The sequence below is a fragment of the Ensifer sp. KUDG1 genome (assembly GCF_050434285.1).
Lineage (GTDB): Bacteria > Pseudomonadota > Alphaproteobacteria > Rhizobiales > Rhizobiaceae > Ensifer.
Window position 1 is genome coordinate 76,365 of record NZ_JBNDIG010000006.1, and the last position, 15,001, is coordinate 91,365.

A 15,001-nucleotide genomic window follows, 5' to 3' on the forward strand; every position below is an offset into this window, starting at 1 on the left:
CTCTCCTTAGTAGCGGAACATGCGCGCAGCGAGCAGGCGCGCGCCAAGGGTCACGGCTTTGGCGATCAGGTAATAGATGACCGCCGCGATCGCGAAGAATTCGAAGGTGCGGAACGAACGGGCGTTCAGTTCCTGGGTGATGCCGGCAAGGTCGGTGTTCATGCCGACGGTAACGCCAAGTGAGGTCATCAGGATTGCCCAGACCATCTGGTTGGTGACGGGCAGGAAGGCGATGCGCAGCATCTGCGGCAGGACGATGTAGCGGAAGGCCTGGACCGGGGTCATGCCGAGCGAACGACCGGCCCGTGTCTGGGTGTCCGGAATGGCCTTGAGCGCGCCGCGGAAGTTTTCCGCGAGATAGCCGGCATTGTTGAAGGCGATCCCCGCGAGCAGCGCCGTGTACGGGCTCAAGTGGATGCCGAAATTGCCGAGGCCGAAATGCGCCATGTAGATCTGGAACAGCGCCGGCGTGTTGCGGGCGATTTCGACCCAGGCGGTGGCAAAGCCACCGAGGATGCGATTGCCCGACAGGCGGCAGGCTGTGAGCGCCAGCGCCAGTGCCAGGCCGATGACCATCGAGAGCAGAGCCACCTGCAAGGTGACCAGCGCTCCATCGAGCATCTGCGGCAGGGCCTTCAGCGCCTGATTCCAATGAAACGTATAGCTGAACATGTTTCGTCTCACCTCTTCGGAAACGAATAGCGGCGCGAAGCTAAACTTCGCGCCGCCAGATAAACGGCATATTAGCGGTAAACGCCCTTAGCCGTAAGGTCCGGAAGTTCGCCGCCGACCCACTTTTCGTAAAGTTCAGCGTAGCGGCCGGTGCGGACCTGCTGGTTGATGAAGAGGTTGAGGAAGTTGATGAAGCCGTATTCTTCGCGGTTGGTGAAGAGCGCGACGTAGTCGGTGTCGAACGGAGCCTTGCCGACGACGGAGATGCCGGCGAACTTGCCGCCCTTCACGTTGGCCTGGGCGACCGTCGAGGTCGAAACGGTGGCGTCGATCTGGCCCTGGCTGAGCGCGAGGAAGACGTCTGCCTGGGTCTGGTACGGACGGAACTCGCCGGCACCCCATTCCTTGACCTGCTTTTCGAGCGCGATCGCCTCGAACGTGCCGGCGGTCGCGCCGACGGTCTTGCCCTTCATGTCTTCGAAGGACTTGACGCCCGACTTGTCGTTGGCGGTTACGGCCATTTCGAAGGCGAAGTAGGGGATCGTCATGCCGACGGTCTTTGCACGCTCAAGCGTGTCCGAGGTCGAGGCAACGCCGACGTCGACACGGCCCGACATCAGAGCGGGAATACGCTCCGGGAACGGGGTCTCGACGATTTCGGCGGTGACGCCGAGGGCCTTTGCGAGATCGTTGCAGTAGTCGACGTCGAAACCGATCGGGTTGTTGTTCTCGTCGCGAGAACCCATCGGCGGGAAGTCGAGCACCACTGCGCAACGCAGCGTACCCGAGCCGATGACGTCATCCAGCTTGTCGGCATGGGCCTGGCTGGTCAGAGCAGCGGCCGCAACGAGGCCGAGCGCGAGCACCGAAGTCTTCATTTTCTCTCTCCCTGAAATGAGTGCCGTTTGACGGCTGAGGCACTATTCCGTTTTAGAGAGCACAAATCAATAGAAAAATACAATTAGTATACAAAAAGTATAAGTTCATAACGCAGAACGCGCGCAGGCATCCCATTTGTTTCGCGAAATGGGATGCCTGCGAAGCGATCTGTCGTGTCTTGCGGCTGCGGGCTGCAAGCCACCCGCAGCGTCTGCCGGTGCCTTAGCCCTGGAAGTCCTCGGGCAGCAGGCCTTCCGGCATGTTCTGGTAGGCGACCGGACGCAGGAAGCGGCGGATCGACATCGTGCCGACGCTGGTTGCGCCGAAGTTGGTCGAGGCCGGATAGGGTCCGCCATGCACCATCGAATCGACCACCTCGACACCGGTCGGGAAACCGTTGACCAGCACGCGGCCGGCCTTGCGCTCGAGGATCGGGCGCAGGCGGCGGGCGGTCTCGAGATCGGCCGCATCCATGTGGATGGTGGTGGTCAGCTGCCCCTCGAAGCCGCGGGCAAGCTGTTCCATCTCTTCGGTCGAACCGACCCGGACGACGAGGCCGAGCGGGCCGAAGACCTCTTCGCCGAGTGCGTGGTCGGCAAGGAACTGGTCGCCTGATGTCTCGAACAGGTTCGGCGAGACCGAGCGGCCGGAAGATTCGGTCGTCAGCAGCGGCTTTACGGTGTTGCGGCTTTCAAAGCGCGCCTGACCGTCGTGATAGGCCTTGGCGATGCCGTCGGTGAGCATCGTCTGCGGCGCGACCTTGCCGAGCGCTTCGACGGCAGCTGACGTGAAGCGGTCGGCATCGGCGCCTTCGACAACCACGGCGATACCGGGGTTGGTGCAGAACTGGCCGGCACCCATGGTCAACGAACCGGCCCAACCCTGGCCGAGACCTTCGGCGCGTGCCTTCAGGGCTTCCGGCAGCAAGAACATCGGGTTGACCGAGCCGAGCTCGCCGAAGAACGGGATCGGCTCCGGACGCGCAGCGCAGAGATTGAAGAGCGCGCGGCCACCGGCGAGCGAACCGGTAAAGCCCACGGCCTTGACCAGCGGATGCTGGACAAGCGCTTCGCCGACCTGGCGGTTGCCGCCCTGGATCAGCGAGAAGACGCCCGGGTGGACGCCGGTCTTGCGGATGGCGGCTTCGACGGCCTGCGCGACGATTTCACCGGTGCCCGGATGGGCCGAGTGGCCCTTGACGACCACGGGGCAGCCAGCAGCAAGGGCGGCAGCCGTGTCGCCGCCGGCGGTCGAGAAGGCCAGCGGGAAGTTCGAGGCGCCGAAGACGGCGACCGGGCCGATCGGCCGCTGGATCAGTCGGATTTCAGGCCGCGGCGCCGGCTGGCGCTCGGGGAGCGCAGCGTCGAAACGGCGGTCGAGATATTCGCCCTTTTCGATGTGGTCGGCAAAAAGCCTGAGCTGGCCGGTGGTGCGGCCGCGTTCGCCCTGGAGACGCGCTTCCGGCAGGCCGGTTTCCTGGGTGCCGATCTCGGTGATGGCTTCGGCGCGTGCTTCAATCTCGTCGGCGATGGCGCGCAGGAAGGCAGCGCGCTCGGCGCGGGTCGAATAGCCGTAGCTCAGGAACGCTTCTTCGGCCGCTTCGGCGGCGCGGTTGACCAGCTCTACCGTGCCGGTGGCGAACTGATGGACCGGCCCGTGGGCGGGTGCGGATGCGAAGGTACCCGCGCCGTCGAGCCATTCGCCGGCGACAAGGTGTTTTCCTTTGGGGGTGAAGGCCATCTGCCGATCCTTTCGTTCGATCCCGGATTGCCTTTTCTGGCAGAGGGGATCATGGCTGAATTGCACTTGTCGGATCTTTGTATACTATATGTATGCAGAACATCAATCGCCTGACTGGCCCTTCCGGATCAGGCGCAGCATTTGAGAGGGAGAGAGATGAGCGAAATCAATACCCTGACGATCGCAGCACTTTTCGAGCGCGTCGAGGCGATCTTCTTGAAGGCGGGGCTCAACGCCATACAGGCCGGTGCACTGGCCCGGGTGATCGTCGCCGGCGAGCGCGATGCCTGCAAGTCGCACGGCATCTACCGCATCGAAGGGGCGCTTCGCACCGTCAAGGCGGGCAAGGTGAAGCCAGATGCCGTTCCGGAGCTCGAAGCGCAGGAAGGCTCGGCCATCGTCAAGGTCAACGCCAAGGGCGGTTTCGCCAATCCGGCCTTCGAACTCGGCCTGCCGGCGCTGGCCGAACGTGCCCGCACGCTCGGCATTGCTGCGCTCGTCATCAATGATTGCACCCATTTCTCGGCACTCTGGCCGGAAGTGGAAGGCCTGACCGGCGAGGGGCTTGCCGGCCTCGTCATGTGCCCAAGCTATGCGACCGTTGCGCCGACCGGCGGCAACAAGCCGCTACTCGGCACCAACCCCTTCGCCTTCGGCTGGCCGCGCGAAAACAAGCCGCCTTACGTCTTCGACTTCGCGACTTCGGTTGCCGCCCGCGGCGAGATCGAACTGCACCGCCGCGCCGGCAAGCCCTTGCCGGAGGGATGGGCGATCGATGCCGAGGGCAATCCGACGACCGATCCGGAAGCAGCGCTTGCCGGCGCCATGTTGCCCTTCGGCGGACACAAGGGTTCGGCGATCGGCACCATGGTTGAGCTTCTTGCCGGCATCATGATCGGCGACCTGACGAGCCCGGAAGTGCTCGACTATCTCGGCACGACGACGCTGGCACCCTTCCACGGCGAACTGATCGTCGCCTTCTCGCCGGAGAAGTTCGCCGCCGGCCGTCCGGGCGACCCCTTTGCCCGTGCCGAAGTGCTGTTCGAGGCGATTGTCGGCCAGGGCGCTCGCCTGCCGTCGCAGCGCCGCTTCGTCGCGCGCGCCAAGTCGGAGGCCGAGGGCGTCGTGCTCAATACCGCCGAAATGGAGCAACTCGACCGCTTGCTGGCTCTCGGATTGGATGCCATCGCGTAAGCGACGGCTAACCTTTCCGCGGTTTCTTCGCTGCGCCACCATCGCCGTCGATAAAAGAAGGCCCTCTCAACCGGAGGGCCTTTTCTGCGAGAGGCGCCCCCCACTCGCCCTCTTCATCCTCCCGCTCGTGCCGGAATCCAGTGACTCGACGTCTATCGGGGCTACGGGCTCTTTCTCCTGCTGGAACCTGTGACAGGAACAGGAATGAGGGAAATCTTGGCTGGTGCTTGCGATGCAAACGCGGCTTGCGGTCTTGAAGGGTCGACACAAAAAAAAGGCCCTCCAACGGGAGGGCCTTTCTCGTTTTACGGGCCGATATTGATAATCAGGCCTTGTACTTCTGGACGGCGCCCGGGAGCTTGCTCCACTCGCCGTACCAGCTGTTGAACAGCTTGAACTGGGCTTCGACGTAGCCGCGCTGGCTGTCGGAGAGAACGTCGCTCTCGTTGAAGTGCAGCGTGTATTCCTTGTCGCCCTTCAGCACCATCATGTGCTTGAAGTAGAGAACGAGGTCCGGGCCCTCGTCGAACGAGGAGAGAACGGCAAGCGCCTGCTCCAGTTCCAGTGCGCGCAGACGGGCGTCGACGTCGCCTTCGGCGGCGGCACGCGACAGGTTGCACATGTGGATGACTTCCTTCGGCAGCACGCAGCCGATGCCGGTGATCGCACCGGTTGCACCGCAGTTGACGAAGCCATGGAACACGGCCGTGTCGACGCCGATCATCAGCGAGACGCCATCGTCACGGCTGGTGATGTTTTCGGCCGCGTAGCGCATATCGGCAGCGCCGCCGAATTCCTTGAAACCGACGAGGTTCGGATGTTCGGCGCGCAGCGCGAAGAACAGGTCGGCGCGGGTGGCGAAACCGTAGTAGGGGCTGTTGTAGATGACAGCCGGCAGGCTCGGGGCAGCAGAGAGAATGGCCTTGAAGTGGTTCTTCTGGGCGGCAACGACCGAGCCACGCGACAGAACGCGCGGGATGACCATCAGGCCCTGGGCGCCGACCTTCTCGGCGTGCGCTGCATGTGCGACGGCCGAAGCGGTGTTGACGGCGCCGGTGCCGACGATGACCGGGATGCCGGCCTTGACCAGGCGCTCGACGCCTTCCATGCGCTGTTCGTCGGTCAGGAGCGGCCAGTCACCCATCGAGCCGCAGTAAACGACGGCGGACATGCCCTGAGCGATCAGCTCCTTGCCCTTGCGCACCAGCGCGTCGAAATCGGGGGTGCGGTCTTCCTTGCAGGGGGTCATCAGCGCCGGGATGACGCCGGTGAAAATCTGAGCCTTCATCTGAAACTCCTCTCGGGCTTTGTCTTCAGGGCAGCGGCGCACCTACGCCCCTGCCTTTGATCTAGACAATAGCCGTTTGTATTTTATTTGTCGACAAGAAAAATACAAAAGCCGCTACAGGGCGATGTCGAGCTTGCTATTGCGGGCAAAAAGCTTCTGCACCTGCTCGACGATCTGCTCCGCATGCGCCTTGCCGAGCCGATCGGCAGCCTCGACGTCGCGCGCGGCGATCGCCGCGATCATGGCCGCGTGCTCGTCGACGAAACGCTGGGGGAACTGCTCGTCATAGGACTGGTAATAGAGACGCAGGATACGCCGCCCTTCGTCGAGCAGCCGGCGGAACAGGCTGGTGAAGTAAGGGTTGCGTCCGCTTTCCGCGATCGCCGCATGGAAGGCGGCGTTGGTGGCGATCATCGTCAGCGCGTCGCGCGTCTGCACGGCTGCCGCATAGTCTTCGTGGAAGCCGCGAATGATCGCCAGGTCTTCCGGCCTATGGTTCTGCGCCGCAAGCCTTGTCGTGACGCGGTACATCAGCACAAGCGCATCGAAGAACGGATTGAGATTGAGGAAGTCGATGTTCGCCACCATCGTCGAGCGGTTCGGCAGCGTGTCGATCAACCCTTCGCCGGCAAGACGCACCAGCGCTTCGCGGATCGGCGTGCGCGACATCTTCAGCCGCTCGGCAAGCTGCACTTCGTCGATCGGGCTGCCTGGCGGCAGCACCAGGTCGAGGATCTCGTCGCGCAAGAGGTCATAGACCATCTTCACGCCGGAGCCGCGCTTGCGCTCAGGGATGGGGCTGTTGTCGGTGTCGATATCGGTCATGTCAGATTCCTTTGTCGACAAAAGAAATACTTGTCTCTGCCGCAGGGATCAACCGTTTCCGTGATGATGGGTGCATGGTGGCGGGTATATCCAAATACGTGTGTTTGCCTTCAGCGGCACTTTGTTGAAGGCCCTGCGCGGTTACAACGCGCATTGTTATAAAAGCGGTGTTTGGAAACAGGATTGTGCAATCGGGCCGCCCGCACCAGCGGCTGACCCGGCGCTTTCTGCCGACCCATGCATTTCCCACATGGGAGCGCTGAGTTTTGAGCGCTGCAACTTACGGAAAGCCTGAGCTATAAGGTGTTCATCGAAGTGAAACGAGGCGCCACGGACTGGCAGCCAGGCTTCGAAAGCCCATTGAAAGGGGGATCAAATGAACATCGCACGCTCCATCAACAACTGGCGCAAGTACCGTCAGACGGTCACCGAACTGGGCCGCATGTCGAACCGCGAACTTCGCGACCTCGGCATCGAACGCGCCGACATCGACCGCGTTGCACGCACGGCTTTCGCCCGCTAAGGCGACCCACATAGACTGAAGAATTGCCAAGCGCCTGCATCTCCTGCGGGCGCTTTTGCTTTTTGGCGCCTTCATTGCGCCATTGTCGTCGCACACATCGCTGGCACTGCGATTTGATTAATCGATTACTCCATTAATCGCACCTCTCGCCGCTTCCCGCGGGCGCGTGTTCCTTCAAGAGATAAAGTGCCATGCCGTCGTTTTCCCCTGAGATTACCGATTTCTGGAGCGTAGAGGGCTGAAACGCAGCTCGACGGGTATGCCGGGTCTGTCAAAACGATGCTGACAGAATCTGGCAGGGGTCGCGCGTAAAGTGGTCGCAGGATAAGAGATCGAGGGATTGCAGATGTCGGCGCAGGATATGTTTCAGATGGGTGCAGCAAACAGGTCGGGCGAGCGCAATTTCTGGATCGGCGCGGTTTCCGGCGACGACCTGCAGCATGCTGCGGAAGATGGTTTCTCTCGCTTTGGCTACGGCTACGGCAACGTCCAGGCGATGACGCGCATGAAGGCGGGTGACGGCTTCATCGGTTATGCGCCGAACGCCGCCTTCAACGGCCGGGCGGGGCTCGCCTGTTTTGCCGCCATCGGCGTCGTCAAGGAGCGTCCTCCCTACTTCTTTGCCATGGGCGGTGTCGCGCCGCATCGCGGCGACATCGACTGGGCCGACAGCATGGAGGCCCCGGTTCGCCCCTGGCTCGACAGTCTGGAATTTGCCGAAGGCAACCGCAACTGGGACCAGAAGCTGCGTATCGGTCATCTCGCCATTAGCGAGCGGGATTTCCGCGTGATCGCGCGGGCCATGCATGCCGACCTCGGCATGGTTTTCCCGAGAGCGTCTGCCTATCGCCAGCAACTTGCCGGCTGACCGCCGTCGGCCTCAACCCGTCAACAGCACCGTTGCTTCTTCCCCCGTGTCGACCGGTTGCTCCACGGAGCCGGCCGGCACGCTGGCATACATGCCTGTGGTTCTGAATTCGGTTGGGCTCAGCCCGAACGAGCGGCGGAAGACCTTGGCGAAGTAGTTGGGATCCTCGAAGCCTGAGAGGATCGCCACTTCCTTGACTGGCAGGCTTGCCGTTTTCGTCAGCAGTTTGACCGCGCGCTGCAAGCGCTTCTGCAGCACATATTCGGCCGGCGCCATGCCTTCGCTGGCGGCAAAGACGCGGGAGAAATGCGCCCGGCTCAGACCCGACACGCGTGCCAGTTCCTCCACCGGTAGCGGGTTCTGCAGGTTGTTCATGATGTGGTCGACGACGCGGTGCATCGTCCTGTGCTCATGACTGAACACCGGATGGGAGCCGAAGACGTCGTCGTAGAGCGCCATCGCCGCCTCGTAGGCAATCGCCGAGGCGCGGCCCGGCGTTTCGCCGCCGCGGATCAGGCGCAGGCTGCAGTCGGCCAGATGCTCGATCGTTTCCGGTTGCAGCTTCAAGACCGGGCCGGTGACGGCAAGCAGGGCGCGGTGGATGCGCAGCGCCTCGTCGCCGTTCATCGAGATCCAGAAAAACTCCCAGCGCCCGCCATCTTCCAGCCAGTAGCGATGATTGTGCGGCACCAGCAGCAGCAGCGTCTCGCCCCCGCGCACCCGATAGCTGCGGTTCTCGTAACGCAGGTTTCCGGCACCCGCGATCGTGTGCTGCAGCACGGTGAAGGGCGTGTTTCCGCGCTTTCTGCCGTCCCAGTCATAGGTCGCATTGTTGCGGATTTCATAGCCGGTGCTGGTCGGCATCGCATGCAGGCTCTGGCGTCCCCGCGGCAGCGAAACCGTGCGCATAATCGGGCCGTTGTCGATCAAATCTTGCAGCATAAAATTACCCATGAAAGCACAATACCGCTCTGGCGGGGTCGGTAATTATACACATAATGACCGCCAACAGCGCAACAGGCAGTGCTTTCGGCCCGTAAGAAATGAGGGAATGCATCGAAGTTGCGCGCGAAGACGGTGAAAAACCGTGAATTGATTTTACCCTTTGTCAGAAATGCATGCAGTTCATGAGGAGTGAGGGCATGGCAACGTTCAAGATCGCCATCATCGGCGCCGGCAGCATCGGCTTCACCAAGAAGCTTTTCACCGACATTCTCGCCGTGCCGGAATTGCGCGACATCGAGGTTGCGCTGACCGACCTCAGCGCTCGCAATCTGGAAATGATCAAGGCGATCCTCGACCGGATCGTCGAGGTCAACCGCCTGCCGACGAAGGTGACGGCAACCACCGACCGGTTGAAGGCGCTGGAAGGCGCCCGCTACATCATCAGCTGCGTGCGCGTCGGCGGCCTCGAAGCCTATGCCGACGACATCCGCATTCCGCTCAAATACGGGGTCGACCAGTGCGTCGGCGACACGATCTGCGCCGGCGGCATCCTCTACGGCCAGCGCAACATTCCTGTGATCCTCGATTTCTGCAAGGATATCCGCGCCGTCGCCGAGCCGGGCGCGAAGTTCCTGAATTATGCCAACCCGATGGCGATGAACACCTGGGCGGCGATCGAATACGGCAAGGTCGATACGGTCGGCCTCTGCCATGGTGTCCAGCACGGGGCTGAGCAGATTGCCGAAATCCTTGGCGCTGGCGAGGGCGAGCTTGATTACATCTGCTCCGGCATCAATCACCAGACCTGGTTCGTCGATGTCAGGCTCAAGGGCCGCAGCATCGGCAAGGACGAACTGGTCGCGGCCTTCGAAGCGCACCCGGTGTTCTCCCAGCAGGAGAAGCTCCGGATCGACGTCTTGAAGCGTTTCGGCGTCTATTCGACCGAGAGCAACGGCCATCTTTCCGAATATCTTCCCTGGTATCGCAAGCGCCCGGAGGAAATTACCCGCTGGATCGATATGTCCGACTGGATCCACGGCGAGACCGGCGGCTATCTCCGCCATTCGACCGAGACGCGCAACTGGTTCGAAACCGAGTTTCCGCAGTTCCTGGAAGCGGCCGGAAAGCCGCTCGATCACGCCAAGCGCTCGAACGAACATGCAAGCCATATTCTCGAGGCACTGGAAACAGGCCGGGTCTATCGCGGTCACTTCAACGTCAAGAACAATGGTGTGATCACCAACCTGCCCGCCGACGCGATCATCGAATCCCCCGGTTTCGTCGATCGTTTCGGCATCAACATGGTCTCGGGCATTACCCTTCCTGAGGCCTGTGCTGCCACCTGCCTTTCCTCGATCAACGTCCAGCGCATGTCGGTCCATGCGGCCGTGACCGGCGATCTCGACCTCTTGAAGCTGGCGATGCTGCACGATCCGCTGGTCGGCGCGATCTGCACGCCGGACGAGGTCTGGCAGATGGTCGACGAGATGGTGGTCGCGCAAAGCCAGTGGCTGCCGCAATACGCCCACGCGATCGACGGTGCGAAGGAGCGGCTTGGCCGCGCCACCGTCAAGACCCGCGAGTGGAACGGCGCCGCGCGGCGTCAGGTGCGCTCGCTCGACGAGTTGCGCGCCGAGCGCCAGGTCCGCGCCGCCGGCTGATCGATTGCAATGCTGCTTGCGTGAGGAGACGCAAGCAGCACTGCCTGAACTGCAGACTTTTCAAGGAGGAGGCCGCGTTCCGGCGCGGCGAAAGAGGGAGAATCTGAGCCAATGACCAGCCACAGACTGACGAAAATGGCGAGCCTGCTGCTTGTCGGCATCTCGACCTTTGCCTTGGAGGCCGCCGCTTCCGAGCCCACCGTCGTGCCGCAGCAGTCGGCATTCCCGGCCGAGGGCAAGATTACCTATGTGCCGCGCGACTCAATCGCCGAATTCAAGGCGCTGCCGGAATACAAGGAGCCGGCCTGGGTTACCGAGAAATACGTCAAGACCGGCAAGCTGCCGCCGGTCGCCGAGCGCCTGCCGAAGGAACCGATGGTCTTCAAGACCGGCAACATGCCCGACGGCGTCGGCGTCTACGGCGACACGCTGCGCCACGTGATCGGCGGTCGGCCGGAAGGCTGGAACTACTCGGCCGGCCAGAGCCAGGGCTGGGGCGGCATCGATATCGGCATGTCCGAATGCCTGACCCGCACGGCGCCGCTCTTCCAGGTGGAGGCCAAGGACGTCGAGCCGCTGCCGAACCTTGCCAGGAGCTGGGACTGGTCCGCCGATGGTCACAAGCTGACGATGCATCTGGTCGAGGGCGCCAAGTGGTCGGACGGCGATCTCTTCGACGCCGACGACGTGATGTTCTACTGGGAAGACAACGTGCTCGACCCGAGCGTGACGCCGCTGAACGGCGCGACGCCGGAGACTTTCGGCGCCGGCACGACGCTGAAGAAGATCGACCAGTATACGGTCGAGTGGACCTTCAAGGAGGCCTTCCCGCGCCAGCACCTCTATGCCATGGCCTACGGCACCTTCTGCCCTGGCCCATCGCATATCCTCAAGGCCAAGCATCCGAAATACGCCGGCACCACCTACGACCAGTACAAGAATGCCTTCCCGCCGGAATACATGAACATCCCGGTCATGGGCGCTTGGGTTCCGGTCGCCTATCGCCCCGACGATATCATCGTGCTGCGCCGCAATCCGTACTATTGGAAGGTCGACGAGGCGGGCAACCAGCTGCCCTATATCAACGAGCTGCACTACAAGCTCTCGACCTGGGCCGATCGCGACGTGCAGGCAATTGCCGGCTCCGCCGATCTTTCCAACCTGGAGCAGCCGGAAAACTTCGTCGAGTCGTTGAAGCGCGCTGCGCAGGACACAGCTCCCGCTCGGCTTGCCTTCGGCCCGCGCTTGATCGGTTACAATCTGCACATGAACTTCTCGGCCAACGGCTGGGGTGAGCCGGACGAACGCGCCCAGGCCGTGCGTGAGCTCAACCGCAACGAGGATTTCCGCAAGGCGGTGACTATGGCGGTCGACCGCAAGAAGCTCGGCGAGGCGCTGGTGAAGGGCCCCTTCACCGCGATCTATCCCGGCGGGCTTTCCTCCGGCACCAGCTTCTACGACCGGGAGTCGACCGTCTACTATCCCTTCGATCTTGATGGCGCGAAGGCTCTGCTTGAAAAGGCGGGCCTGAAGGACACCGACGGCAACGGCTTCGTCAACTTCCCGGAAGGCAAGGCAGGCGGCAAGGACGTGGAGATCGTGCTTCTGATCGACAACAGCTACGCGACCGACCGCAACCTCGCCGAGGGCCTGATCGGCCAGATGGAAAAGCTCGGCCTCCGGGTGGTCCTGAACTCGCTCGACGGCAAGCAGCGGGACGCGACCAATTACGCCGGAAAATTCGACTGGATGGTTCACCGCAACGCCGCCGAATATGCCTCCGTTGTGCAAAACACGCCGCAGTTGGCGGCCGCCGGTCCGCGCACCAGCTGGCACCACCGTGCACCGGAAGGCGGACAGCTTGACCTGATGCCCTTCGAGCAGGAACTCGTCGACATCATCAACAAGTTCATCGCCACCAACGACAATGCCGAGCGCGCGGAGTTGATGAAGCAGTACCAGAAGGTCGCGACGACGAACCTCGATACGGTCGGCCTTACCGAATATCCGGGCGCGCTGATCATCAACAAGCGCTTCGCCAACGTGCCGACGGGCGCGCCGATCTTCATGTTCAACTGGGCCGAAGACACGATCATGCGCGAGCGCCTCTTTGTCCCCTCGGACAAGCAGGGTGATTTCGAGCTCTTTGCCGAACAGCTTCCGGGCAAGCCCGGCGACAAGGGCTTGAGCAACTAACGCAACCGCTCCTCCGGCTACAGGCCGGAGGAGCGCTCGATCACCCCAACGACAGAAGGAAACGGCATGTTCAGGTTTCTGCTTGTCCGCCTCGCCTCTGCCATTCCGGTGCTGCTTGTCTTGAGCGTGGCGACCTTCGCCATCATCCAGGCGCCGCCGGGAGACTATAGCGATTACATTCGTTCGCAGCTGATCAACCAGGGTGGTGCGTCCTACGAGGAGGCCGAAGCCCAGGCGCAGGCCTATCGCAAGGAGCATGGCCTCGATAAGCCGCTGCCGGTGCAATACGTCAACTGGATGACCGGCATCCTGACGCGCGGCGATTTCGGCCACAGCCTCTACTACAACAAGCCGGTTGCCGATGTCGTCGGCGAACGCCTGCCGCGCACGCTGGCCTTGGCACTCGTCTGCCACATCCTCGCGTCCATTATCGGCATATCCTTCGGCATCATCGCCGCGACACGGCAATATTCCTGGATCGACAGCCTGCTTTCGACCGTGGCCTTCCTCGGCATGACGGTGCCGCGCTTCCTGATGGCGCTGATCATCGTCTATATCCTCGTCTTCCATTTCAATGTCAGCGAAATCAACTCGTTCCACTCGGCCCGCTACGGTGGCGCGCCCTGGTCCTGGGACAAGTTCGTCGACCTCGTCAAACATGTCTGGCCGGTCGTGGCGATCGCCACTTTCGGCGGCCTCGCCTACAATATGCGGGTGATGCGCGGCAATCTCTTGGACACGCTGAACGCGCAATATGTCGAGACCGCCCGCGCGAAGGGCCTGAGCGAAGGTGCCGTCGTCATGCGCCATGCCGTTCCGAACGCGCTGCATCCGCTGATCATGTATCAGGGCGTCGTGCTGCCCTACATGCTGACCGGCGAGATCGAGACGGCAATCATCTTCGCGCTGCCGACCGTCGGTCCCGCCATCGTCGGCTCCATGTGGGTGGGCGACGTGTATGTCACCGCCACCTTCATGCTGGTGCTGTCGGCAACCCTTATCCTCGGCAACATCATCGCCGACATGCTGCTGGCCGCGCTCGATCCGCGCGTGCGTCTCGGAGGAGCCCACGCATGACCGCCGAGATGCAAACGACCATTCCGCTCGCCGCCGAACCCCGGCAGGAACATCACAACGAAAGCTACCAGGCGCTCGTCTGGCGTCGGCTGAAGCGGTCCTGGACCGGCATGCTCGGCCTCGTCCTCGTCGGTCTGCTGATCTTCATGGCGGTCTTCGCCGACTTCCTGTCGCCGGTCGATCCGAAGGCGACGGGTGTCGCCTTTGCGCCACCCCAGGCGATCAGCTTTGCCGACAAGGATGGCAATTTCGTCTTCTCGCCGCGCAGCTATCCGCTCAGTGAAGGCACCGAGCTTGACCCGATCACCTTCCAGCCGATCATTGGCCCGGACTACGACAACCCGCAGATCCTCGGCTTCTTCGTCAAGGGCGCGCCCTACCGCCTTTTCGGCCTGATCCCGGCCGAGCGGCATTTCTTCGGCGCGGTCGACGGTTCGGCGGTGCATCTGCTCGGCACCGACAAGTTCGGTCGTGATGTGCTGTCGCGCATTCTCGTCGGATCGCGCATCTCGCTGATGATCGCGCTGATCGTCGTCTCGATCGTCACCGTTGTCGGCACCACCGTCGGTATGGCGTCCGGTTATTTCGGCGGTCGTTTCGATGTCTGGACGCAGCGCTTCGTCGAACTGGTGCTCGCCTTCCCGCAACTGCCGCTCTACCTGGCGCTGACCTCGCTGATCCCGGTGACGGCGCCGACCAATGTCTTCCTCGCCTTCGTCATCATCGTCATGTCGGCGCTCGGCTGGGCGCAGATGTCGCGAGAGGTGCGCGGCAAGACGCTGGCCCTTGCCCGCATCGACTATGTGCGGGCCGCGATCGCCGTCGGCGCCAGCGACCGGCGCATCATCTTCCAGTACATCCTGCCGAACGTGATGAGCCATGTGATCGTCGCTGTCACGCTGTCGATCCCGCAGGTGGTGTTGCTTGAATCCTTCCTCGGCTTCCTCGGCTTTGCGGTCAAGCCGCCGCTCATTTCCTGGGGGCTGATGTTGCAGGACACCTCCACCTATTCCGTCATCGGATCCTATCCGTGGATCCTGTCGCCCGTCGCCTTCGTGCTTGTCACGGTCTTCGCCTTCAATGCCCTTGGCGACGGCCTGCGCGACGCTATCGATCCCTATTGAGGAGGACGC

Annotated in this window: 13 protein-coding genes; 7 read left to right on the plus strand and 6 right to left on the minus strand. The window is 62.5% G+C overall.

The genetic code is table 11. The features are described 5' to 3' along the window. Positions 1-6: 6 nt before the first annotated feature. The 3 genes from M2267_RS16685 to M2267_RS16695 form a co-directional block, all read right to left on the minus strand. A complete protein-coding gene (locus tag M2267_RS16685) occupies positions 7-672 on the minus strand; it encodes an amino acid ABC transporter permease (RefSeq protein ID WP_104666529.1) in 666 nt (221 codons plus the stop codon). Between the two features lie 71 nt (positions 673-743). Beyond that, positions 744-1,550, minus strand: a complete 807-nt coding sequence (locus M2267_RS16690) for a transporter substrate-binding domain-containing protein (RefSeq protein WP_113540836.1) — start codon at positions 1,548-1,550, stop codon at positions 744-746. A gap of 223 nt (positions 1,551-1,773) precedes the next feature. Then, the gene (locus M2267_RS16695; protein ID WP_429115578.1) at positions 1,774-3,291 is read right to left on the minus strand and encodes an aldehyde dehydrogenase (NADP(+)); all 1,518 of its coding nucleotides are present in this window, start codon (positions 3,289-3,291) and stop codon (positions 1,774-1,776) included. Positions 3,292-3,447: 156 nt separating this feature from the next. Here M2267_RS16695 and M2267_RS16700 point away from each other — a divergent pair, with 156 nt between their 5' ends. Further along, a complete protein-coding gene (locus M2267_RS16700; protein WP_429115580.1) occupies positions 3,448-4,485 on the plus strand; it encodes an Ldh family oxidoreductase in 1,038 nt (345 codons plus the stop codon). A 325-nt stretch (positions 4,486-4,810) separates the two neighbouring features. Here the strand turns inward: M2267_RS16700 and M2267_RS16705 are convergent, their stop codons facing one another. Both M2267_RS16705 and M2267_RS16710 read right to left on the minus strand, forming a co-directional pair. Beyond that, positions 4,811-5,773, minus strand: coding sequence for a dihydrodipicolinate synthase family protein (locus M2267_RS16705; RefSeq protein ID WP_043612977.1), 963 nt, complete (start codon positions 5,771-5,773; stop codon positions 4,811-4,813). A gap of 114 nt (positions 5,774-5,887) precedes the next feature. After that, positions 5,888-6,598 (minus strand): GntR family transcriptional regulator, encoded by a 711-nt coding sequence (locus M2267_RS16710; protein WP_043613006.1) that lies wholly within the window; start codon positions 6,596-6,598, stop codon positions 5,888-5,890. A gap of 376 nt (positions 6,599-6,974) precedes the next feature. On the opposite strand from M2267_RS16710, the gene M2267_RS16715 reads away from it, so the two are divergent. Further along, on the plus strand, positions 6,975-7,121 hold the full coding sequence (locus M2267_RS16715) for a DUF1127 domain-containing protein (RefSeq protein ID WP_064817045.1): 147 nt from the start codon (positions 6,975-6,977) through the stop codon (positions 7,119-7,121). A 370-nt stretch (positions 7,122-7,491) separates the two neighbouring features. After that, on the plus strand, positions 7,492-7,989 hold the full coding sequence (locus tag M2267_RS16720) for an EVE domain-containing protein (RefSeq protein WP_429115584.1): 498 nt from the start codon (positions 7,492-7,494) through the stop codon (positions 7,987-7,989). Positions 7,990-8,001: 12 nt separating this feature from the next. On the opposite strand, the gene M2267_RS16725 is transcribed toward M2267_RS16720, so the two are convergent. Further along, positions 8,002-8,943 carry an AraC family transcriptional regulator gene (locus M2267_RS16725; protein WP_043623554.1) on the minus strand — a complete coding sequence of 314 codons (942 nt, stop codon included), beginning with the start codon at positions 8,941-8,943 and terminating at the stop codon, positions 8,002-8,004. 188 nt (positions 8,944-9,131) lie between these two features. Between M2267_RS16725 and M2267_RS16730 the strand changes: the two genes are divergently transcribed. The 4 genes from M2267_RS16730 (at position 9,132) to M2267_RS16745 (ending at position 14,992) form a co-directional block, all read left to right on the plus strand. Then, complete coding sequence (locus M2267_RS16730; RefSeq protein WP_429115586.1) at positions 9,132-10,595, plus strand: alpha-glucosidase/alpha-galactosidase; 1,464 nt, start codon at positions 9,132-9,134, stop codon at positions 10,593-10,595. A gap of 111 nt (positions 10,596-10,706) precedes the next feature. Further along, positions 10,707-12,791, plus strand: coding sequence for an ABC transporter substrate-binding protein (locus M2267_RS16735; protein WP_429115588.1), 2,085 nt, complete (start codon positions 10,707-10,709; stop codon positions 12,789-12,791). Positions 12,792-12,857: 66 nt separating this feature from the next. After that, the gene (locus M2267_RS16740; protein WP_043623545.1) at positions 12,858-13,868 is read left to right on the plus strand and encodes an ABC transporter permease; all 1,011 of its coding nucleotides are present in this window, start codon (positions 12,858-12,860) and stop codon (positions 13,866-13,868) included. Between the two features lie 8 nt (positions 13,869-13,876). Continuing rightward, a complete protein-coding gene (locus tag M2267_RS16745; protein WP_429115911.1) occupies positions 13,877-14,992 on the plus strand; it encodes an ABC transporter permease in 1,116 nt (371 codons plus the stop codon). Positions 14,993-15,001 lie beyond the last annotated feature (9 nt).